The sequence below is a fragment of the Streptomyces diversicolor genome (assembly GCF_057537855.1).
In genome coordinates, this window is sequence record NZ_BAAJXA010000038.1 from 50,171 (window position 1) to 71,844 (window position 21,674).

Annotated in this window: 21 protein-coding genes; 12 read left to right on the plus strand and 9 right to left on the minus strand. The window is 72.5% G+C overall.

Going from position 1 to position 21,674, the window contains the following annotated elements:
- Positions 1-31 precede the first annotated feature (31 nt).
- Positions 32-751, plus strand: coding sequence for a TetR/AcrR family transcriptional regulator C-terminal domain-containing protein (locus AC27LF_RS34500; protein WP_479659407.1), 720 nt, complete (start codon positions 32-34; stop codon positions 749-751).
- A 208-nt stretch (positions 752-959) separates the two neighbouring features.
- On the opposite strand, the gene AC27LF_RS34505 is transcribed toward AC27LF_RS34500, so the two are convergent.
- From AC27LF_RS34505 to hmgA, 3 genes are all read right to left on the minus strand, one after another.
- Positions 960-2,123 (minus strand): type ISP restriction/modification enzyme, encoded by a 1,164-nt coding sequence (locus AC27LF_RS34505; protein ID WP_479659408.1) that lies wholly within the window; start codon positions 2,121-2,123, stop codon positions 960-962.
- Between the two features lie 351 nt (positions 2,124-2,474).
- Positions 2,475-3,224 (minus strand): GntR family transcriptional regulator, encoded by a 750-nt coding sequence (locus AC27LF_RS34510; RefSeq protein WP_479659409.1) that lies wholly within the window; start codon positions 3,222-3,224, stop codon positions 2,475-2,477.
- A 27-nt stretch (positions 3,225-3,251) separates the two neighbouring features.
- On the minus strand, positions 3,252-4,568 hold the full coding sequence (gene hmgA / locus AC27LF_RS34515) for a homogentisate 1,2-dioxygenase (RefSeq protein WP_479659410.1): 1,317 nt from the start codon (positions 4,566-4,568) through the stop codon (positions 3,252-3,254).
- Positions 4,569-4,743: 175 nt separating this feature from the next.
- Between hmgA and AC27LF_RS34520 the strand changes: the two genes are divergently transcribed.
- The 5 genes from AC27LF_RS34520 to AC27LF_RS34540 all read left to right on the plus strand — a co-directional run bounded on the left by AC27LF_RS34520 (position 4,744) and on the right by AC27LF_RS34540 (position 10,514).
- Positions 4,744-5,277 carry a hypothetical protein gene (locus tag AC27LF_RS34520; RefSeq protein ID WP_479659411.1) on the plus strand — a complete coding sequence of 178 codons (534 nt, stop codon included), beginning with the start codon at positions 4,744-4,746 and terminating at the stop codon, positions 5,275-5,277.
- A 73-nt stretch (positions 5,278-5,350) separates the two neighbouring features.
- Positions 5,351-5,968 carry a TetR/AcrR family transcriptional regulator gene (locus AC27LF_RS34525; protein WP_479659412.1) on the plus strand — a complete coding sequence of 206 codons (618 nt, stop codon included), beginning with the start codon at positions 5,351-5,353 and terminating at the stop codon, positions 5,966-5,968.
- A gap of 140 nt (positions 5,969-6,108) precedes the next feature.
- Complete coding sequence (locus AC27LF_RS34530) at positions 6,109-7,521, plus strand: CitMHS family transporter (RefSeq protein ID WP_479659413.1); 1,413 nt, start codon at positions 6,109-6,111, stop codon at positions 7,519-7,521.
- A gap of 22 nt (positions 7,522-7,543) precedes the next feature.
- On the plus strand, positions 7,544-8,791 hold the full coding sequence (locus AC27LF_RS34535; protein ID WP_479659414.1) for an MFS transporter: 1,248 nt from the start codon (positions 7,544-7,546) through the stop codon (positions 8,789-8,791).
- Between the two features lie 343 nt (positions 8,792-9,134).
- Positions 9,135-10,514, plus strand: a complete 1,380-nt coding sequence (locus AC27LF_RS34540) for an ABC transporter ATP-binding protein (protein WP_479659415.1) — start codon at positions 9,135-9,137, stop codon at positions 10,512-10,514.
- Positions 10,515-10,574: 60 nt separating this feature from the next.
- Here the strand turns inward: AC27LF_RS34540 and AC27LF_RS34545 are convergent, their stop codons facing one another.
- Positions 10,575-11,372, minus strand: a complete 798-nt coding sequence (locus AC27LF_RS34545; protein WP_479659416.1) for an ArsR/SmtB family transcription factor — start codon at positions 11,370-11,372, stop codon at positions 10,575-10,577.
- Positions 11,373-11,415: 43 nt separating this feature from the next.
- The gene (locus AC27LF_RS34550) at positions 11,416-12,069 is read right to left on the minus strand and encodes a TetR/AcrR family transcriptional regulator (RefSeq protein WP_479659417.1); all 654 of its coding nucleotides are present in this window, start codon (positions 12,067-12,069) and stop codon (positions 11,416-11,418) included.
- A 130-nt stretch (positions 12,070-12,199) separates the two neighbouring features.
- Here AC27LF_RS34550 and AC27LF_RS34555 point away from each other — a divergent pair, with 130 nt between their 5' ends.
- Entirely contained in the window at positions 12,200-12,511 is a 312-nt protein-coding gene (locus AC27LF_RS34555) for a YiaA/YiaB family inner membrane protein (RefSeq protein WP_404030417.1), read from the plus strand.
- A 145-nt stretch (positions 12,512-12,656) separates the two neighbouring features.
- A complete protein-coding gene (locus AC27LF_RS34560; protein WP_479659418.1) occupies positions 12,657-13,280 on the plus strand; it encodes a TetR/AcrR family transcriptional regulator in 624 nt (207 codons plus the stop codon).
- 37 nt (positions 13,281-13,317) lie between these two features.
- Here the strand turns inward: AC27LF_RS34560 and AC27LF_RS34565 are convergent, their stop codons facing one another.
- A complete protein-coding gene (locus AC27LF_RS34565) occupies positions 13,318-13,779 on the minus strand; it encodes a MaoC family dehydratase (RefSeq protein ID WP_479659419.1) in 462 nt (153 codons plus the stop codon).
- A 126-nt stretch (positions 13,780-13,905) separates the two neighbouring features.
- Between AC27LF_RS34565 and soxR the strand changes: the two genes are divergently transcribed.
- Positions 13,906-14,367, plus strand: coding sequence for a redox-sensitive transcriptional activator SoxR (gene soxR, locus AC27LF_RS34570; RefSeq protein ID WP_479659420.1), 462 nt, complete (start codon positions 13,906-13,908; stop codon positions 14,365-14,367).
- Between the two features lie 455 nt (positions 14,368-14,822).
- Here the strand turns inward: soxR and AC27LF_RS34575 are convergent, their stop codons facing one another.
- Both AC27LF_RS34575 and AC27LF_RS34580 read right to left on the minus strand, forming a co-directional pair.
- The gene (locus AC27LF_RS34575; protein ID WP_479659421.1) at positions 14,823-15,425 is read right to left on the minus strand and encodes a hypothetical protein; all 603 of its coding nucleotides are present in this window, start codon (positions 15,423-15,425) and stop codon (positions 14,823-14,825) included.
- A 15-nt stretch (positions 15,426-15,440) separates the two neighbouring features.
- Positions 15,441-15,680, minus strand: a complete 240-nt coding sequence (locus tag AC27LF_RS34580) for a hypothetical protein (protein ID WP_479659422.1) — start codon at positions 15,678-15,680, stop codon at positions 15,441-15,443.
- Here AC27LF_RS34580 and AC27LF_RS34585 point away from each other — a divergent pair.
- From AC27LF_RS34585 to AC27LF_RS34595, 3 genes are all read left to right on the plus strand, one after another.
- Complete coding sequence (locus AC27LF_RS34585) at positions 15,679-18,483, plus strand: penicillin acylase family protein (RefSeq protein WP_479659423.1); 2,805 nt, start codon at positions 15,679-15,681, stop codon at positions 18,481-18,483. The genes AC27LF_RS34580 and AC27LF_RS34585 overlap by 2 nt on opposite strands.
- A 255-nt stretch (positions 18,484-18,738) precedes the next feature.
- On the plus strand, positions 18,739-19,500 hold the full coding sequence (locus tag AC27LF_RS34590; RefSeq protein WP_479659424.1) for an SDR family oxidoreductase: 762 nt from the start codon (positions 18,739-18,741) through the stop codon (positions 19,498-19,500).
- 158 nt (positions 19,501-19,658) lie between these two features.
- Positions 19,659-20,252 (plus strand): TetR/AcrR family transcriptional regulator, encoded by a 594-nt coding sequence (locus tag AC27LF_RS34595; RefSeq protein WP_479659425.1) that lies wholly within the window; start codon positions 19,659-19,661, stop codon positions 20,250-20,252.
- 203 nt (positions 20,253-20,455) lie between these two features.
- On the opposite strand, the gene AC27LF_RS34600 is transcribed toward AC27LF_RS34595, so the two are convergent.
- The gene (locus AC27LF_RS34600; protein WP_479659426.1) at positions 20,456-21,673 is read right to left on the minus strand and encodes an acyl-CoA dehydrogenase family protein; all 1,218 of its coding nucleotides are present in this window, start codon (positions 21,671-21,673) and stop codon (positions 20,456-20,458) included.
- Position 21,674 lies beyond the last annotated feature (1 nt).

A 21,674-nucleotide genomic window follows, 5' to 3' on the forward strand; every position in this document is an offset into this window, starting at 1 on the left:
GGAACTAGGATGGCGGGCGAGGTGATGATCCATGGCAGGCCGAGCGGCCGTCCCCGAAGTGATCTGGGCCCGCCCCGAGCGCACGGGCCGCGGCCCCAAGCCGGCGTACGCCCGCGCCGACATCGCGGCGGCGGCCGTGCGGATCGCCGACGCCGACGGTCTCGACGCGGTCTCGATGCGCCGCGTGGCGGCCGAACTGGGCTGCGGCACCATGTCGCTGTACAACTACGTCCCCCGCAAGGAGGACCTGTACGAGCTGATGGTGGACGCGGTCGGCGGCGAACACGAACTGTGGGAGCCGAGCGGTGACTGGCGCGCGGACATGGGCCGGGTGGCGCGGCAGACGCGTGCCCTGATGCACCGGCATCCGTGGCTGCCGCGGCTGATGTCACCGGTGTACGGCTTCAGCCCGAACGCGCTGCGCTACATCGAGCACTGCCTGGCCTGTCTGGAGCCGCTGGAGGCGTCCTACGGCACGAAGCTGGAACTCTTCGCGATGCTCAACGGTGTCGTGACGACGTACGTCAGGAACGAGCTGGAGACCGCCGAGCGCACCCGCGCCCTGCCCTGGACCGAGGAACAGGAGAACGCGGCCCGCGCCGCCCATCTCGGCGACCGGCTCGCCTCGGGCGCGTACCCGCGCCTGGCGGCGGCGCTCACGGAGGATCCCGGGCCGGTCGATCCGGAGGCCCTCTTCGAACGGACCCTGGACCGCATCCTCGACGCCTTCGCCCCGCCGACGGCACGCTGAGCGCTCCGCTGGAATTGCCGCGCTGTGCCGTCGGTCGTCCGCGGCACCGTTGTGGCTGGTCGCTCCCCACGTTCTCGGCTTCCCTCGAACGGTGGGGACCCCCATCGCGGCGGAGCCGCATACCGATTCAGCCCCGCGCCGCCCTTCGGGGCGCTGTCGAACCGCGGCGGACTTCACTGGACCTGCTGGGTACGGCGCGGAGCCGCCGTCACAGCAGCGCGAACTGCCCCTCGGGGCCCTCCTCGTGATGGTCGAGGACCGACGCCGGACGGCGGGAGGCGGCCGGTGGCGGTAGGACGGCCGCCGCACGCAGCTCGGCGGCCGTGATCGGCGACCCCACGGTCAGTTCGGCCTGTTCGGGGCCCAGTTCGGCGAGCAGGGCGAGGACGGTGATCAGTTCGAGCAGTTCCGAGGTCCAGGACTGCGGCCAGGTCGCGGGGCGGACGGCCGCCAGGGTGCCGGGCTCCGCCTGCGCCGTCCGCGCGGTGAACCACTGCTCCAGCACCCGGACCCCGGCCACCTCGAAGTCCCAGGCCGCGGGCGGCACCGGTGCGACGCGGCCCTCGTCGAGGTGAAGACACTCCTCGTCGCGGTCGTAGCGCACGGCGAGGGGGCGCGGCGGGAGCGGGGCGCGGACGTAGGGGCGGCGGCCGCCGGGCAGCTTGGGGCGCTCGCCGTCGCGGCGCATCAGCCACAGCAGCCGGCGGCCCAACCGCACGCCCCGCGACCACAGTTCCGGATCCCGCGTGAGCGGCACCGCCGGGCCCGGCCGGGCCGCCGCCAGGGTCCAGGCCAGCAGGTCCAGAGGGGTGGGGGTCGACCCCAGGCCGGCGCCCAGGTGTTCCAGCAGGCCGGGCGCCAGATTCGGCTCCCGGCCGCCGGGCCGCCGGTACAGCGGGCGGATCCGGCCGGGGCGCAGGGCCGGCAGCAGTGACGTGGCCAGCAGCACCGGGCCCGGCCCCTCCGCGGCCGTCTCCACGGCGAACACCTGATGCGCGTCCGCCACCCGCCACAGCTCCGGTCGGGCCGCGTCGATCAGCCGGTGGTCGGGGATCAGCCACTGCTCGTCGAAGGGCGCGGCCAGCACCCGGACCGGCTCCGGACACGGGCCCGCCGCCGCCCGGGCCAGCCGCTCCGTGCCGCTGACCTGGCCGGGCAGCTGGCCGACGGCCGAGTGCAGGGTGCGCGCGCGGGTCGGCTCGAACAGGGCCTCCCGGTCCGGTCCCTCGGCCTTCAGCAGAGCGTCCCAACGGGCCTTCAGGGACGCCGGGTCGGGACCCGCCGGCCACCCCCGTCCGAGCCGCGGCGGTGCGACGGACCACGGCATGAGGTCCGCGAGCAGCGGAGCGTCGTCGTACGTCACGCTGGGCATCGTACGACCTCCCCCCGAAGCGGTCGCGGGGAACTGCGCGCTCAGCCACGACGAGCCCCGCACTCGGCCAAGAGCCTGCGGCACTACGGCGACCGCCCGCCCCGGCCCATCCCGACGGAGTCAGGCGGCCCCGAAGGGGGCGCGGGGAACTGCGCGCTCAGCCACGACGAGCCCCGCACCCGGCCAAGAGCCTGCGGCACTATGGCGGCCGTCCGCCCTGGGCCATCCCGACGGAGTCACGTCGCCCCGCAGGGGGCGCGGGGAACTGCGCGCTCAGCCACGACGAGCCCCGCACCCGGCCAAGAGCCTGCCGCACTACGGCGAGTGACCGTCCCGGCCAACCCGACGGAGTCACTCCGATTCGAGGGTCACCGTGAAGGAGAACCGGTCCCCGCGGTAGTGGATGACCGCCACGTCCAGCACCCGACCCCCCGCGTCGTAGGTCACGCCCGTGTAGTGCAGGATCGGGCTGAGCAGCGGCACCTGGAGCAGCCGTGCCGTCTCCGGGTCGGCGAGCCGGGCCTCGACGGTGTCGGTGATGCGGCCGATGTCCGCGCCCACCACGTCCCGCAGCACCTTCGTCATCGGCCAGCGGACCAGATCCTGCGGGTCGATGCGCCGGGCCAGCGCGGGACGGACGTAGTTGCGGGCGTGGTTGGTCGGCTCACCGCTCTCCTCGTCGCGGCGCAGCCGGTGGTACGTCGCCACCTCGGCCAGGTCCGGGAAGTGCTCGGTGAGTTCGGCCGGCACCGCCGCCCGGCCCCGGTCCAGCAGTTCGGTCGTCATCCCGGACTGCTGGGCGACGATCGCGTCCACCGAGCCGAGCAGCCGCACCGGGGCGCCGCGCCGGGCGGCGGGCTCGATGAACGTGCCGCGCCGCCGGTGCCGGCTGATCAGCCCCTCGTCCTCCAGCTCCTTCAACGCCTGCCGCATGGTCAGCACGCTCACGCCGTAGTGCTCCGCCAGCCGCTCCTCGGTGGGCAGCCGCAGCGGGTCCTCGGGCGAGCGGCCGAGTATCGACGCGCGCAGTGACTGCGACACCTGGTACCAGAGCGGCAGCTTGCGGTTGAGGACGATCGAGTCCGGGGCGAAGGAGGTCACCGGCCTATCCGTACCCGTCGGGGCCGGTCAGCGCAACGGGCGGAAGTGCCGCTCCAGGCCCCGCCAGACGCCGTCGTAGTCCCGCTGGAGGTGGTCCGCGCGCGCCGCCTGCCCGGTGAGCGTGACCGGCCGGCGCGTCTCGAACATGAACGCCAGCCCGTCGTCGACGCGGTGCGGCGTCAGCTCGGCCGCGCTCGCCCGGTCGAACGTCTCCCGGTCCGGTCCGTGCGCCGACATCATGTTGTGCAGCGAGCCGCCGCCCGGCACGAAGCCCTCCGCCTTGGCGTCGTACGCGCCCTCGATCAGGCCCATGTACTCGCTCATCACGTTCCGGTGGAAGTACGGCGGCCGGAAGGTGTCCTCGCCCACCAGCCAGCGCGGCGCGAACACCACGAAGTCGACGTCGGCCAGTCCCGGGGTGTCCGACGGCGAGGTGAGCACCGTGAAGATCGACGGGTCCGGGTGGTCGTAGGAGATGGTTCCGATCACATTGAAACGACGCAGATCATAGGCGTACGGCACATGGTTGCCATGCCAGGCGACCACGTCGAGCGGGGAGTGGTCGTACGTCGCCGTCCACAGGTTGCCGCAGAACTTGTTCACCACCTCCACCGGGCCTTCGACGTCCTCGTACGCGGCGACCGGCGCCCGGAAGTCACGCGCGTTGGCCAGCCCGTTGGCGCCGATCGGGCCGAGGTCGGGCAGCCGGAACGGCGAACCATAGTTCTCGCACACATAACCCCGCGCCGAGTCGTCCAGCAGCTCCACACGGAAGCGCACCCCACGGGGAATCAACGCGACATGGTCGGGCTCCATATGCAGCAGGCCGAACTCGGTGCGCAGCAGCAGCCCGCCGCGCTCCGGCACGATCAGCAGCTCCCCGTCGGCGTCGCTGAAGACGCGCTCCATCGAGGAGTTGGCGTGGTAGAGGTGCACGGCCATGCCGCTGCGCTCGGTGGCGTCGCCGTTGCCGCCGAGGGTCCACAGCCCGGCGAGGAAGTCCGTGCCGGCCGGCGGCTCGGGCAGCGGGTTCCAGCGCAGCCGGTTGGGGTCGGGCACCGTCTCGGTGAACGGCGCCGTGCGCAGCGCGCCGACGTCGGCGCGGGTGAACGCCGGGTGCGCGGCGGACGGGCGGATGCGGTACAGCCAGGAGCGGCGGTTGTGCGCCCGCGGCTCGGTGAACGCCGTGCCGCTGAGCTGCTCGGCGTACAGCCCGAGCGGGGCGCGCTGCGGGGAGTTGCGGCCCTCGGGCAGGGCGCCCGGCTCCGCCTCCGAAAAGTGCTCGTTGCCGAAGCCGTGGAGATAGTCCAGTCGCTCGGCGGTCTTGCGCGCGTCGCCGCTCATGATCGCTCCCTTGCGAACCCGATGCCGCTGCCCATTCCTATGCGACACCATAGGAATGGGGGTGTGCGGACGCAAGGGGGCCCGTCCGCCTGCTCCCTGAGGGGTACGGCACCGACCGGAACTCCCGACTCCAGGGGGATCCGGAGCCGCGGGCCGGTGTTCTACGCTCCCGGACATGCGGACCCGTGGACTTCTCAGCGCGCTCGCCGTCTGCGTCCTGCTGCTGACCGGGGCGGTCGGCTGCGGGACCGGTGAGGCGCACGAAGGGACCGGCACGCGGTCGCCCGCACCGGCGGGCCGGCTCCTCGACACGACGGACGAGCAGGGGCGGCGCTACCGCGAGGTGCCCGCGGACGGCGCACCCGAGGTCGACATCGAGGTGACGCCCGACGCCGGCGGCGGCTGGCAGATACGGCTGCGGCTCCACGCCTTCCGCCTCTCACCGGAGGGCACCGACGAGCGGGCGCGGCCCGGGCGCGGACTCGCCCTCCTCTTCGTGGACGGCGAGCCGGTCGCCCGGCTGCGCACCCCGCGCCACCACCTCGCCGCCGGCCTCGTCCCGCAGGGCACCCACCAGGTCACCGCCCGCCTCTACGCCGACGACGGCACGGTATGGGCGGTACACACAAAACCGGTCCAAAGCACCGCCGACGTCACCACATCAAGAACCGAACCGACACCGGCCGGGACGAGCGGCACCACCAAGTGAGCGCGCCGACGTGGGGCGCCGCATGGCTTCTCACCGGGGGACGAGGTTCACCGGAGTGCGGCCGAAAGGCATCATGGAGCCCGTGCCCCATGCGACATCGCTCCGCCGTGCCCCCGTCCAACGACGCAGTGCCGAACGCCTGGAGAGGATCCTCGACGCCTGTGCCGACCTCCTCGACGAGGTCGGCTACGACGCCCTGAGCACCCGCGCCGTCGCGCTGCGCGCCGGCGTGCCCATCGGCTCCGTGTACCGCTTCTTCGGCAACAAACGGCAGATGGCCGACGCCCTGGCCCAGCGCAACCTCGAACGCTACTCCGAGCGCGTCACCCGGCGGCTGGAGGGCGCCCGGCCGGGCGACTGGCGGGCGGCCGTGGACGCCGTACTGGACGAGTACCTGGCCATGAAACGCAACGCACCCGGCTTCTCACTCGTGGACTTCGGCAACCAGATACCGGTCGGCGACCGGCACGCCGAGCCCAACCACCGTGTCGCCGACAGCCTCACCGCCCTGCTCTCCGGCTATCTCGGCCGTACCCCCGACGAGGAACTGCGACGGACCTTCCTGGTCGCCGTGGAAGCCGCCGACACCCTCGTCCACCTCGCCTTCCGGATGGCCCCGCAGGGCGACGAGACGATCATCGCCGAGACCCGGGTGCTGCTCGGCGCCTATCTGGCGCGGGCCCTGGACTGACCGCCCGGCGCGGCTGTGACCTGGAGTTTTGCGCTTATTGCTCGCACGTCAACATCTTGTTAACGCGGTTTCGCCGGACCTAACGTCATCGCACCGCCGGCCCTGGTGGGAGTTCAAGGGCGAACGTTAGGTATCCATTCATGCTGACCATCCTCGGCTTCGCCATGATCGCGACCTTCCTGGTCCTGATCATGCTGAAGAAGATGTCGCCGATCGCGGCGCTCGTGCTGATCCCCGCGCTGTTCTGCGTGTTCGTCGGCAAGGGCGCCCACCTCGGCGACTACGTCATCGACGGCGTCACCAGCCTCGCCCCCACCGCGGCGATGCTCATGTTCGCGATCGTCTACTTCGGTGTGATGATCGACGTCGGCCTCTTCGACCCGATCGTGCGAGGCATCCTGCGCTTCTGCAAGGCCGACCCGCTGCGCATCGTCGTCGGCACCGCCGTGCTCGCCGCGATCGTGTCCCTGGACGGCGACGGCTCGACCACCTTCATGATCACCGTCTCGGCGATGTACCCCCTGTACAAGCGCCTGAAGATGTCCCTGGTCGTGCTGACCGGCGTCGCCGCCATGGCCAACGGCGTGATGAACACCCTGCCGTGGGGCGGACCCACCGCCCGCGCCGCCACCGCGCTGAAGCTCGACGCCAGCGACATCTTCGTCCCGATGATCCCCGCACTCGCCGTCGGCCTGCTCGCCGTGATCGCCCTCGCCTACGTCCTCGGCCGCCGCGAGCGCAAGCGGCTCGGCGTGCTGACCCTGGACGAGGCCCTGATCGAGGAGCCGGCCACCGAGACCGAGACGGTGCTGGTCGGCGCGGGCTCCGGCGCAGGCACCGGCCCGGCGCGCACCGGCGGCGCGGGCTCCGGCACGGACGCCGAACGCCCCGAGGAGCCCGCGGACGGCGGCTTCCAGGGCCTCGACCCCGACCGGCCCACCCTGCGGCCCCGGCTGTACTGGTTCAACGCGCTGCTCACGGTGGCCCTGCTGACCGCCATGATCATGGAGTGGCTGCCGATCCCGGTGCTGTTCCTGCTGGGCGCCGCGCTGGCCCTCACCGTCAACTTCCCCCACATGCCCGACCAGAAGGCCCGTATCGGCGCACACGCCGAGAACGTACTCAACGTCTCCGGGATGGTCTTCGCCGCCGCCGTGTTCACCGGCGTGCTCCAGGGCACCGGCATGGTCGACCACATGGCGAAGTGGCTCGTCGGCAACATCCCCGACGGCATGGGCCCGCACATGGCCTTCGTCACCGGCGTGCTGAGCATCCCGCTCACCTACTTCATGTCCAACGACGGCTTCTACTTCGGCATCGTGCCGGTGCTCGCCGAGGCGGGGCAGGCGCACGGCGTCTCCACGCTGGAGATCGCCCGTGCCTCGCTGGTCGGCCAGCCGCTGCACATGTCCAGCCCGCTCGTGCCCGCCGTGTACGTTCTCGTCGGCATGGCCAAGGTCGAGTTCGGCGACCACACCAGGTTCGTGGTGAAGTGGGCGGCGCTCACATCATTGGTGGTACTCGGGGCAGGCATGCTCTTCGGCATCATCTGACCGCAGCAGAAAGGACCGCATCGTGAGGCCCGGCAGGAACCGCGGCTGGCTGCTCCGACTCGTCATCGCCTTCGGCTTCGCACAGGGCGCGGTCTCGATGGCCCGGCCCGCCGTCTCCTACCGGGCCCTCGCGCTGGGCGCGGACGAACGGGCGATCGGCGTCATCGCCGGCGTGTACGCGCTGCTGCCGCTGTTCGCCGCCGTACCGCTCGGCCGCCGCACCGACCACGGCCGCTGCGCGCCGCTGCTGCCGGCCGGCGTCGTCCTCATCGCCGGCGGCTGTGCGCTCAGCGGCCTGGCCGGCTCCCTGTGGGCGATGGCCCTGTGGAGCGGCGTGATGGGCCTCGGCCACCTCGGCTTCGTGATCGGCGCCCAGTCGCTGGTCGCCCGCCAGTCGGCGCCGCACGAACAGGACCGCAACTTCGGCCACTTCACCATCGGCGCCTCGCTCGGCCAGCTCGTCGGGCCGATCTCGGCGGGCGCCCTGATCGGCGGCCCCGACATGGCCGGCAGCAGCGCCCTGGCGCTCGTGGTCGCCGGGGCGCTCGCCGCGGTCGCCGTCACCTCGCTGTGGCGCATCGAGGACCGTACGGCCGGCACGCCCCGCGGCGCGTCCGGCGCACGCGTGCCCGTCGGCCTGATCCTGCGCGCCCGGGGCGTGCCCGCGGGCATGCTGATCAGCCTGTCGGTGCTGTCCGCGACGGACATCCTCACCGCCTACCTCCCGGTGGTCGGCGAGCACCGCGGCATCGCGCCGTCCGTCATCGGTGTCCTGCTCAGCCTGCGGGCCGGCGCCACCATCGCCTGCCGCCTCGTCCTGACGCCGCTGCTGCGGCTGCTCGGCCGGCCCGCGCTGCTGACCGTGACCTGTCTGCTGGCGGCCCTGCTGTGCGCGGGCATCGCGCTGCCGCTGCCGGTGTGGGCGCTCGGACTGACCCTCACCGTGCTCGGCTTCTGCCTGGGCGTCGGCCAGCCGCTGTCCATGACGACGGTCGTACAGGCCGCCCCCGACCAGGCCCGCTCCACCGCCCTCGCGCTGCGGTTGACCGGCAACCGCCTCGGCCAGGTCGCCGCGCCCGCCGCGGCCGGTCTGGTCGCCGGAGTCGCCGGTGTGGCCGCGCCGTTCGTCATGCTCGGCGCGCTCCTGCTGCTGTCCTCGGCGGTGGCCCTGCGCTCCCCGTCCCGCCCGTCCGACCCGCCGACCTCCCCCACCAAAACCCCCACACCACCCCTCGAAACCCCCCACCCCCACCCCCACTCCAACCACTGACCCGCCTCGGCAGCCGGCACCGGAGCCATGCCGCACGGCGGCGCCGTGCGCACGCCACGCGGCGCTATGAATACAGCCCCGCGCCCCTTCGGGGCGCTGACCGCCGGCGTCGACCGCCCTCACACCGCACCCCGAACCACAACCGGTCCGGCCACACTCGGTGGTTCTCTGGAGCGGGGTATCGGTGGCAGGGGGTTGTTCCGCTGAACCGGCGGAGCCCTCCCTCTTCCCCCCGCCGCACACATTCCGTTAACTTCCGTGACCCACAGGCCCCGTTCGACCCGCACGGGACCTTCGACCGACGGAGCACCAGCGCTCTGGTGAGCCCCCGGGGGCACCTGCGATGACACGCGCCATCTCGCTGCACGACGTCAGCAAGTCCTACACCCGAGGCGCCCGGGTGGTGGACCGCCTCTCGCTGGACATCACACCCGGCGAGTTCCTGGTCCTCCTCGGCCCGTCCGGCTGCGGCAAGTCCACCGTGCTCAGAATGATCGCCGGCCTTGAGGAGATCGACGAGGGCACGCTGCTGCTCGACGGCGGGTACGCCAACAACCTCCCGCCCGCCGAGCGGGACATCGCGATGGTCTTCCAGAACTTCGCCCTCTACCCGAGCATGACCAGCCGCGACAACATCGGCTTCCCGCTGCGCATCGAGTCCCCGGGCGCCGACCCACGCCCCCGCGTGGACGCCACTGCCCGCATGCTCGGCATCGAGGAACTGCTCGACCGCTTCCCCGCCCAGCTCTCCGGCGGCGAACGCCAGCGCGTCGCCATGGGCCGGGCCATCGCCCGCCACCCCTCCGCCTTCCTGATGGACGAGCCGCTGTCCAACCTCGACGCCAAGCTCCGCAGCCACCTGCGGGCCGAGATCTCCCAGCTGACCCGGGAGTTGGGCGTCACCACGGTCTACGTCACGCACGACCAGGCCGAGGCCATGTCCCTCGGCGACCGGGTCGCCGTCCTGCGCGGCGGCGTGCTCCAGCAGGTCGGCAGCCCCCGCGAGGTGTACGGGCTGCCCCGCAACGTCTTCGTCGCCGCGTTCGTCGGCACCCCCCGCATCAACCTGCTGCGCGGCGTGGTGCGGGCCCCGCTCGACGGCGCGATGACCATCAGCCTCGGCAAGCAGTACCTGAGGCTGCCCGAACCGCTCAGCCTGGACCACCAGTTGCTCCGCGTCCAGCAGGGCCGCGAGGTGATCGTCGGGCTGCGCTCGGAAGCGGTCCGCATTTCCCCCAAGTTCTCGGCCCCGCGCGAGCAGGGTGGATCCCCGGCGCGTTCCTTCGCCCGCCCCGGCGAGGTGCCGATCACCGGGCTGGTGGAGCACGTGGAGTTCCAGGGGCACGAGGTCCTGGTCCACTTCAACACCGGTTCGAGCCCGGCCGTCGTACCCGATCTGGAGTCCCCGCGCCCGGCCGTCCGCCCCTCGCGCCGCCGCAGGCGCGAGGGCACGACCATGCTGGGGCGGATCCGGGAGCGGACCGGCGCGCTGCGGGCCGGCCCGGTGGTGGTGCTGGACCATGCGGCGGACGACGGCCCCGACCCCGCGCCCCCGGAGGGCCGGCAGCCCGGCGACCTGGTGGTGCGGACCACCCCGGACGTCCGGCTCCGCCACGGGATGCAGGTTCCGCTCCTCGTCGACCTCGCCCATCTGTTCGTCTTCGACCAGCACGGCGAGCGCATCTGCCCGTCCCCGGCGCGGCTGCCGGACCTGGACGAGTGACACCACCGGCCCACCGGCCGTCGCCCGAAGGGCCCGGCCCGCGCCGCCCGGGGGTCCGGCTCAGCGCAGGGTGCCGGGGACGATGCCCAGGAGGCCGGACAGGGCGTGCTCGCCGGTGGCCGTCAGCTTCACGGCGCGGCCCGAGCCGATACGGACGCACCAGCCCGCGTCCAGGGCGTGCCGGCACAGTTCCGCGCCCGCGACACCCGCCAGATGGGGGCGGCGCTCGGTCCAGTCGAGGCAGGCACGGGCCAGCGGCCGGCGGCCCGGGTGCGCCAGCCCGATACCGGCGTCGCCGAACCACTTCAGCCCCGCCCTCGTGAGCGCGAACCCGGTGCCCCGTGCCTCGGGGCCCGGCCGCGGGGCCGACGGGGCGGCCGGCGCACGGAGCCCGGCCGCGGCGGCGTCCGCCGGCCCGTCCGTGACCCTCAGCAGTCCGCGTTCGGTCAGCGCGTCGGTGATCGCGATGCCGAGCCGCCCGGCGAGGTGGTCGTAGCAGGTGCGTCCGCGGGCCAGCGCGGATCCGGCGCTCGACTCCCGCAGCGTGCGCGGGCGGCGGGCCGTGGCCTCGGGGGCGACGCGCGCGGTCAGCTCCTCGACGAGCTGGGCGACCCGCGCGTCGGCCAGCCGCACGTACCGGTGCCGCCCCTGCCGTTCCTCGGTGAGCAGCCCGCCGGCGACCAGCTTGCCCAGGTGTTCGCTCAGCGTGGACGCGGCGACCCCGGCGTGCCGGGCCAACTCGCCGTTGGTCCAGGCCCGGCCGTCGAGCAGCGCCAGCAGACAGGCCGCCCGGGTCTCGTCGGCGAGCAGTGCGGCGAGCGCCGCGAGTCCCGCGGCCCTGGGGTCCTTGACGGTCATGCCTCCAGCATCGGTCAGGGACACTTCGGCCGCCGCCGAAGTGTCACCGCGCGGTGCGCGCGACCCGCTCGTACTGCTGCGCCAGCCCGTCCAGCAGCGCCGTCAGCCCCGTCTCGAAGGCGCGCTCGTCGATCTTTTCCTGCTGTTCGGAGAGGAGGTGCGCCTGCCCGAGGTGCGGATAGTCGGCGGGGTCGTAGGCGCTCGCGTCGCCCACGAACCCCCCGGCGAACGAGCCGAGCGCGGAGCCCATGATGAAGTACCGCATCAGCGCGCCGATGGACGTGGCCTGCGCGGGCGGCCAGCCGGCGGCGACCATCGCGCCGTAGACGGCGTCGGCGAGGCGCAGCGCCGCGGGCCGGCGGCCGGGGCCGCGGGCGAGGACCGGGACGATGTTGGGATGGTCGCGCAGGGCCGCCCGGTAGGAGACGGCCCAGTCGTGCAGCGCCGTCCGCCAGTCCCGGCCGTCCTCGAACATCGACAGGTCGACCTGGCCGCTCACCGAGTCGGCGACCGCCTCCAGGATCTCGTCCTTGGTGCGGAAGTGGTTGTAGAGCGAGGGTCCGCTCACCCCCAGCTCGGCGGCGAGGCGGCGGGTGGAGACGGCCGCCAGGCCCTCCGCGTCCACGAGTTCCCTTGCCGCCCGGACGATCCGGTCGGTGCTGAGGAGGGGCTTGCGCGGTCGGGCCATGGCGCACATAGTAGGGCCGCCCGCATAAACTAGCGGTGATAATCGCCGTGGGACCGGCATAGAGCCCGACGCGTTCTGAGTACGCGTCTGAGTAGCCGAGCGGATGTGACCCCGGCCACCGCGCGCGACGCTGGCCCGCATGAGCGAGACACCGGTCAAGCAGCAGAGCACCACCGCCTTCTACGGCCAGGCCGTCGCGTCCTTCGGCGTCGCCCTCGCGGCCACCGCGCTCGGCATCTACAACCTGCACACGGACGCCTGGGTCCGTGCGTTCCTCGGTATCGCCGTCCTGTATCTGGTCACCTCCGCCTTCACCCTGGCCAAGGTCATCCGGGACCGTCAGGAGGCCGGCCAGATCGTGAGCCGCGTGGACCAGGCCCGGCTGGACAAGCTCCTCGCCGCGCACGACCCGTTCAAGGAGCCGGGCCCGTCACCGCACGCCCGGGGCTGACCGGCGGGGTCGGGTGGCGGGGCTGAGCGGCGGGGCTGGCCGGCGGCGCTGAGCGGCGGGGCCGGGTGGCGGGGAGGCAGGCTAAGCGACCGCTCACCTTCGGCGGTATGGTGGAGCTCCTGTCACCGAGAGGGGCGAGCGAGCGATGAGTACGGCGGAGGAGACGACCGGCGGCGAGGTCGAGCCGTGGGACGAGGTCACCCCTGACGCGGCCCGGCGGCTGCTCATCGCCGCCGTGGAGGCCTTCGCCGAGCGCGGGTATCACGCGACCACCACCCGCGACATCGCCGGCCGCGCCGGCATGAGCCCGGCCGCGCTCTACATCCACTACAAGACCAAGGAAGAACTGCTCCACCGGATCAGCCGCATCGGTCATGACAAGGCGCTGGACATCCTGCGCACGGCCGCCCGGCGCGAGGGCAGCGCCAGGGAGCGGCTGGCCGACGCGGTGAGTTCCTTCGTCCGCTGGCACGCCGGCCGGCGCACCACCGCGCGGGTCGTGCAGTACGAGCTGGACGCGCTGGGGCCGGACGCCCGCGCCGAGATCGTCGCGCTGCGCCGCCAGGTCGACGCGGAGGTGCGCGGGATCATCCAGGAGGGCGTGGCGTCCGGCGAGTTCGACGTCCTCGACGTGCACGGCACGACCCTCGCGGTGCTGTCCCTGTGCATCGACGTGGCCCGCTGGTTCAACGTGAACGGCCCGCGGACACCGGAGGAGATCGGCGCGCTCTACGCCGATCTCGTGCTCCGCATGGTCGGCGCCCAGTAGCCCCGGCCCGCCGGGCTGCGCAGCCGCGGGGGAGGGCTCAGAGGTAGTAGCGGGAGACCGACTCCGCCACGCAGACCGGTTTGTCGCCGCCCACGCGCTCGACCGTGAAGGCGACGGTCAGCTGGACGCCGCCCGTGACGTCCTCGACGCCGGTGATCCGCGCGGTGGCGCGCAGCCGGGAGCCGACCGGGACCGGGGCGGGGAACCGGACCTTGTTGGTGCCGTAGTTGACGCCCATCGTCGCGCCGTCGACCCGCAGCAGCTGCGGACCGAACAGCGGCAGCAGGGACAGGGTGAGGTACCCGTGCGCGATGGTCGTGCCGAACGGTCCCGCGGCGGCCTTCTCCGGGTCGACGTGGATCCACTGGTGGTCGCCGGTGGCGTCCGCGAAGAGGTCGATCCGCTTCTGGTCGACCTCCACCCAGTCGGTGTACCCCAGCTGCTCGCCCACGGCCGCCTTCAGCTCGTCGGGGGAGGTGAAGATCCTCGGTTCTGCCATGGTCCCTGTCCCGGCCTCTCGCGTACGTACGGAAATCGCCTACGGCTAAGCAACTGCTCAGCATGGTCCGGGTGGCGCGCCCTGTCAACGGACCGCGACGGTGCCGCGATGGGTAGGCTGTGACGAGTGCCCCAGATCCCCGAGAAGATCCACGAGCTGACCGTCGGCCAACTGTCCGCGCGCAGCGGCGCCGCCGTCTCCGCCCTGCATTTCTACGAGTCCAAGGGGCTCATCAGCAGCCGTCGGACCTCCGGCAACCAGCGCCGCTACAGCCGTGACACCCTGCGCCGCGTCGCGTTCGTCCGGGCCGCCCAGCGGGTGGGCATCCCGCTGGCCACGATCCGCCAGGCGCTCGCCGAACTCCCCGAGGAGCGCACCCCGACCCGCGAGGACTGGGCCCGGCTCTCGCAGGCGTGGCGCTCCGAACTGGACGAGCGCATCGCACAGCTGAACCGGCTCCGCGACCATCTCACCGACTGCATCGGCTGCGGCTGCCTCTCCCTGGAGAGCTGCGTCCTGTCGAACCCCGACGACGCCTTCGGCGAGACGGGTTCGGGTTCGCGCCTACTGATGGAACGCCACCGGTAGGCGCCGCCGCGCCGCAACTCCGCTGCGGCCGACCGCCCCACGCACCGGCACGGTAGGCCGACATGGCTCGGTGCCCCTCGGGCCGCGCTGCTCCCGTCGGCCGCCCTGACGCGCGGGCACGGCACGCCGACATGGCTCGGTGTCCCTCGGGCCGCGCTGTTCGCGTCGGCTGCCCCCTTGCCGCGACCACCCCGGCCGTAGCGCCGTCCATCACCTCCGGCCCCAGCGGCGCCCCGCGTCGTCGCAGCTCGCGCGCGGTCGTCGCTTGCGCACCTTCGCCGTTCCCGCGCCAGCGGCACCTCCGCGCCGTCGCCGTTCCCGCGCCCGTTGCCGCTCCGGCCCCAGCGGCACCCCAGCGCCGTCGCCGTTCCCGCATCGCCATCTCTCCCGGTGGTCCGGTGATGCGGGTCGCTGGTGACAGGGGGTGCGGCATCCCCGGCGCACCCCCCGGCCGGTCAGGCCGACATGAGTACCCGGCCGCGCCGGGCGTAGCCCAGCGCCTCGGGGGTGAGGACGGGCCGCGGTACGAGAATCCCGCAGTCCACGCAGACCGGACCCGACGACGGTTCGTGATCCAGGTCGTACTTCCAGAAAAGGCGCTCCCCGGCGCACACCGGGCAGGCCGAGCCCGGCGCCCGCTCAAGGGCGGCGATCAGCCGGCGCAGCACCTCGGCGAGGGGTTCGCGGGGGTGGACCCGGGGGTCGTCGCACCAGGCGACCCCGAAGCCGCCCCAGGTCAGCCGGTGCCAGTCGTCCACGCTGCCCGGCCGGCGCAGCCCGTCGTGCTTCTCCTTCCTGCGGCGCTCGGCGAACTCCCCCTCGTAACCGAGCCAGACCGACCGGGCCTCCTCCAACTCCTCCAGTGCGGCCACGAGACGCACCGGATCGGGAGAACGGTCCTCGGGGTCGAATCCGGCCCGGGAGCACAGATGGTCCCAGGTCGCCCTGTGCCCGTAAGGAGCGAACCGCTCAAGGCACTTGCGCAGCGAGTAGCGTCGCAGCGCCAGGTCGCACCGCGGGTCGCGCACCTGTCTCGCCAGACTCCGGAAACCGGCCATCGCCCTGCACCTCCGTCACACCTGCACCTGTACATCGGTCACTTCGGCGTCGCCGTACGGACTTCGTGCGACGTCGCCGAATAGACGTGTCGACACGCGAATCGGCTCCATCCGATTTCCGATGCCCGCCATAACGTGCCCCCGGTTGACGCGGTCAACGGCTCCGGCGACGCCGAAAAGTGACGCATGTTCATCTTCAATGTCGGGGATACCGGCGGTAACGTCCGGCCCACCCCCGTCGGGAGGAGCTGCCATGCCACGGCGCACCCCACGCAACGCGTTGTTCCACAAACTGAGAACTCCCGGCAGTCGCACCGGGTTCCTGAAGACGGCGTCCGTATGCGCGCTGATCGCCGGACTGCTGTCGCCGCTGACCCAGCGGGCGGCGGCGGCCGAGCCGGCGGCGGCACAGGCGGCGGCCGCCGCCGACCACTGCGGCGGGCAGTGCTCCGACATCCTGCCGCCCGGTCAGAACGGCAACGCGACCCTCGTGCAGATCCTCCTCAACCAGGCGTTCGGCACCCAGCCCGACCACGCCGAGGACCAGCTCGGCCCCTACGCCGGCCTGGCCACGGGCTACTCCGCGCTCACCGACGCCAAGATCAACACCTTCTTCAACGACGCCTCGTTCGGGGTCCCCGCCGACCAGGTCGCCTCCACCGAGAAGCCGGCCGGCCGCACCGACGTCACGATCGTCCGCGACAAGAAGACCGGCGTCCCGCACATCACCGGCACCACCCGGTACGGTACCGAGTTCGGCGCCGGCTACGCCGCGGCCCAGGACCGGTTGTGGCTGATGGACGTCTTCCGGCACGTCGGCCGCGGCCAGTTGACCACCTTCGCCGGCGGAGCCGCCGCCAACCAGGGCCTTGAACAGCAGTTCTACCGCAACGCCCCCTACACCGAGGCGGACCTCCAGGCCCAGATCGACAACGCCGTCACCCACAACGGCGACCGCGGCAGGCAGGCCCTCGCCGACGTCAACGCCTACCTCGACGGCATCAACGCCTACATCGACGCCTCCGACAGCGGCCGTTACTTCCCCGGCGAGTACGTGCTGACCGGCCACAAGGACTCCATCACCAACGCCGGCACCATCGAGCACTTCAAGGTCACCGACCTGGTCGCGCTCGCCTCCGTCATCGGCTCGCTGTTCGGCGCCGGCGGTGGCGGCGAGGTCGACAACGCGCTCACCCTGATCGCCGCCCAGTCCAAGTACGGCGTCCAGGAGGGCACCCGCCTGTGGGAGTCCTTCCGCGAGCGCAACGACCCCGAGGCCGTCCTCACCGTGCACAACGGCGAGAGCTTCCCGTACGGCGCCAAGCCCGCCGACCCCGAGGGCGCGGCCTTGCCCGACGCCGGCACGGTGACCCAGGAACCACTGGTCCACGACCGCACCGGCAGCGCCGCCACCGCGAGCGCCGCCGGCGCCTCCGACACGGCCGCGAAGAGCGCGGTCGGCTCCGCGCGGCGCGGCATGTCCAACGCCCTGGTGGTGAGCGGCGCGCACACCGCCAGCGGCCACCCGATCGCCGTCTTCGGCCCGCAGACCGGCTACTTCGCACCCCAACTGCTCATGCTCCAGGAGATCCAGGGCCCCGGCATCAGCGCCCGCGGCGCCTCCTTCGCGGGCCTGAGCATGTACGTCGAGCTGGGCCGCGGCCAGGACTACGCGTGGAGCGCCACGACCTCCGGCCAGGACATCATCGACACCTACGCGGTCGAGCTGTGCCAGGACGACTACCACTACCTGTACCGCGGCACCTGCACCGCCATGGAGAAGGTCGAGCAGAAGAACGCCTGGAAGCCCACCGTGGCCGACGGCACCGCGGCGGGCTCGTACACCATGCGGGTCTGGCGCACCGCGTACGGGCCGGTGGCGTACCGGGCGACCGTCGGCGGCAAGAAGGTCGCCTACACCACGCTGCGCTCCTCCTACCTGCACGAGGTCGACTCGATCATCGGCTTCCAGATGCTGAACGACCCGGACCACCTCAAGGGCCCCGAGGACTTCCAGACCGCCGCCCAGCACATCAACTACACGTTCAACTGGTTCTACGCCGACTCCCGGCACACCGCGTACTACAACAGCGGCAGCAACCCGGTGCGGGCGAGCGGGGTGGACGCGGAGTTCCCGGTCTGGGCGCGGCCCGCCTACGAGTGGCGCGGCTGGGAGGCGGCGAGCAACACGGCCGACTACACGCCGCCCGCCGAGCACCCCCACTCCGTCGACCAGGACTACTACATCTCCTGGAACAACAAGCAGGCCGAGGACTACACGGCCGCGCCCTGGGGCGAGGGCTCGGTGCACCGCGGCAACCTCCTGGACGACCGGGTGAAGAAGCTGGTCCAGGCCGGCGGGGTCACCCGTGCGTCGCTGGTGAAGGCCATGGCGGACGCCGCCCTCGCCGATCTGCGCGCCGAGGACGTGCTGCCCGACCTGCTGAAGGTGATCAACAGCTCGACGGTCACCGACTCCACGGCCGCGGCGGCCGTCAGCAAGCTCCAGGCGTGGGTGAGTGCCGGCGCCAAACGCACGGAGACGTCGGCGGGTTCGAAGCAGTACGCGAATGCCGAGGCCGTCCGGATCCTGGACGCCTGGTGGCCGCTGCTGGTCAAGGCCCAGTTCGAACCCGGTCTGGGCAGCGACCTGTTCGCGCGGTTCACGGCCAACCTGCCGGTGGACGAGGCGCCGTCGGCCGGGCACGGCCCGACCGGATCGCACGCGGGCAGCTCCTTCCAGTACGGCTGGTGGAGCTATGTCGACAAGGACATCCGGGCGGTGCTCGGCGAACCCGTGCGGGGTCCGCTCGCCCAGAAGTACTGCGGCGGCGGCAGCCTGGGCTCCTGCCGGGACGTCCTGCTCGGCACGCTCAAGCAGGCGGCCGGACTGACCGCGGCCCAGGTCTACCCCGGCGACGAGCAGTGCTCGGCGGGCGACCAGTGGTGCGCCGACTCGATCGTCCAGCGCACCCTGGGCGGCATCAAGCACGGCAAGATCAGCTGGCAGAACCGGCCGACCTACCAGCAGGTGGTGGAGTTCACCTCGCACCGCTGACCCGACGGCGGCGGCCCGCACGACGCGGCCCGCCGCCGGCACCACCCCCAACTCCGCACGCACGACGGCTCACTCGTAGGGGAGACACCTGCCGCGCACCGGGTCGAAGGCGGTCCGGTCGTGGAGGTGGATCCGCGCACCGCCGACGCTCGTGCGCGGCCCCGCCCCGACGTGCCGCGGTCGGCCTTTCCCGGGAACATACCGACCGGTTAGTGTGGCAGCGCGGGAGCCGAGTCGCGTCGAAGGGGGCCCAGCGTGGGAGCCGTGCGGGATGCGGGAGTCGTCGTCACCGGGGCGGGCCGTGGCATCGGGGCCGCGCTCGCCCGCCGCTTCGCCGCCGAGGGCGCCCGGGTCGTCGTGAACGACCTCGACGCGGACCGGGCCGAGGCGGTCGCGGACGAGATCGGCGGCATCGCCGTACCCGGCGACGCGGCCACGACCGTCACGGCCGCCCGGGACGCGCTGGGCGGCACGGTGGACGTCTACTGCGCCAACGCCGGGCTCGGCTCGGGCGGTTCGGAGGACGCGCCCGAGGACGTCTGGGCCCGGGCCTGGGATGTCAACGTCATGGCCCACGTGCGGGCCGCCCACGCGCTGCTGCCCGGCTGGCTGGAGCGCGGCGCCGGCCGCTTCGTGTCCACCGTCTCCGCCGCCGGACTCCTCACCATGATCGGCGCCGCCCCCTACAGCGTCACCAAGCACGGCGCGTACGCCTTCGCCGAGTGGCTGTCACTGACCTACCGGCACCGCGGTCTGAAGGTCCACGCCATCTGCCCCCAGGGCGTGCACACCGACATGCTGGCCGCCACCGGCAGCGCGGGCGACCTTGTGCTCAGACCGACCGCGATCGAGCCGGAGGACGTCGCGGACGCCCTGCTCCAAGGCATCGAGGAGGACCGCTTCATGATCCTGCCGCACCCCGAGGTCGCCGAGTACTACCGGGTCAGGGCCACCGACCCGGACCGCTGGCTGTCCGGCATGAACCACCTCCAGCGGACCTGGGAGGCGAACCGATGACCGGCTCCCGACCCGCCGCCCGGTTCGTGCCTGCCCGGACCCGGTCGCGGATCCTGCCCGAACCGCCCGTGACGAGAAGTGGAAAGATCCTTGCGCGGGAACCGTGTTCCCGCGTGCACGACGGCTAGACAAGCACCACGGAAAGGCAGGTGGCGGCAGTGCCCAGGACGACGGACGGCGACGGGACTCCCGTCCCGCAGCGGCTCCTCGCCGCCGCCACACGGCTCTTCGCCGAGCAGGGCTACGATCGCACCTCCGTACAGGAGATCGTCGAGGCGGCCGGCGTCACCAAGGGAGCGCTCTACCACTACTTCGGCTCCAAGGACGACCTGCTGCACGAGGTCTACGCCCGCGTGCTGCGCGTCCAGCAGGAACGGCTCGACGCCTTCGCCAACGCCCACGAACCGGTCGACAAGCGGCTGCGGGCGGCGGCGGCCGACGTCGTCGTCACCACGATCGAGAACCTCGACGACGCGATGATCTTCTTCCGCTCCATGCATCACCTCAGTCCCGAGAAGAACAAGCAGGTGCGCGCCGAGCGCCGGCGCTACCACGAACGCTTCCGCGCGCTGGTCGAGGAGGGTCAGCGGGAGGGTGTCTTCTCCACGGCGACCCCGGCCGACCTGGTGGTGGACTACCACTTCGGTTCCGTCCACCACCTGTCGACGTGGTACCGGCCGAACGGCCCGCTCACCCCGCAGCAGGTCGCCGACCACCTGGCGGACCTGCTGCTGCGGGCGCTACGCCCGTAACGCTGTGCGACTTGGCCGGGCCGTGGCGCCGTCCGTGTTCTGTCGTCCTTTGTCTGCGGCTGGGTCGTGGCTGGTCGCGCAGTTCCCCGCGCCCCTTTGGGGCGTGCTGTCGGGCTGTGGGTTTTGTGGGGTGCCGGTGTTGGGGGTGGTTGTCTGCGGGTGCGTCGTGGCTGGTCGCGCAGTTCCTCGCGCCCCTTACGGGGCTATGGTGCGTATTTCTTCAGTTCCCGGCGGGCCAGGGAGCGTTGGTGGACCTCGTCCGGGCCGTCCGCGATCATCAGGGTGCGGGCGGCCGCGTACAGCTCGGCCAGCGGGAAGTCCTGGCTGACGCCGCCCGCGCCATGCAGCTGGATGGCCCGGTCGATGATGTCGACCACCGCGCGCGGCGTGGCGATCTTGATGGCCTGGATCTCCGTGTGCGCGCCCTTGTTGCCCACCGTGTCCATCAACCATGCCGTCTTCAGCACCAGGAGCCGCAGCTGCTCCACCGTCACCCGGGCGTCCGCGATCCAGTTGTGGACCACGCCCTGCCGGGCCAGCGCCGTGCCGAAGGCCGTGCGGGACAGGGCACGCCGGCACATCAGCTCGATCGCCCGCTCCGCCATGCCGATCAGCCGCATGCAGTGGTGGATGCGGCCGGGCCCGAGCCGGGCCTGGGCGATGGCGAACCCGCCGCCCTCCTCGCCGATCAGGTTCGACACCGGCACGCGCGCGTGGTCGAAGACCACCTCGGCATGACCGCCGTGGTAGTGGTCCTCGTACCCGAAGACCCGCATCGCCCGCCGCACCGTGACCCCCGGCGTGTCGCGGGGCACGAGGACCATGGACTGCTGACGGCGGACATCGGCGGCGCCGGGGTCGGTCCTGCCCATCACGATGAAGATCCGGCAGTCCGGGTTCATCGCCCCGGAGATGTACCACTTGCGTCCCGTGACGAGGTATCCGTCGCCGTCCCGCTCGATACGGGTGGTGATGTTGGTGGCGTCCGAGGAGGCCACCTCCGGCTCGGTCATCGCGAACGCCGAGCGGATCTCACCGGCCAGCAGCGGCTCCAGCCACTGCTTCTTCTGCCGCTCGTCGCCGAACTGCGCCAGCACCTCCATGTTGCCGGTGTCCGGGGCCGCGCAGTTCAGCGCGGTGGGCGCGAGCTGCGGGGAGCGGCCGGTGATCTCGGCCAGCGGCGCGTACTGGAGGGTGGTCAGCCCGGCGCCGTACTCGGCGTCCGGCAGGAACAGGTTCCACAGTCCCTGCCTGCGCGCCTCGGCCTTCAGCTCCTCGACCACGGCCGGGGTGTCCCAGGGCGAGGCGAGCGCGGCCCGCTGCTGTTCGGCGACCGCCTCGGCGGGATACACGTACGCGTCCATGAAGGCCAGCAGCCTGGCCCGAAGTTCCTCGGTGCGCGCATCGAACGCGAAGTCCATG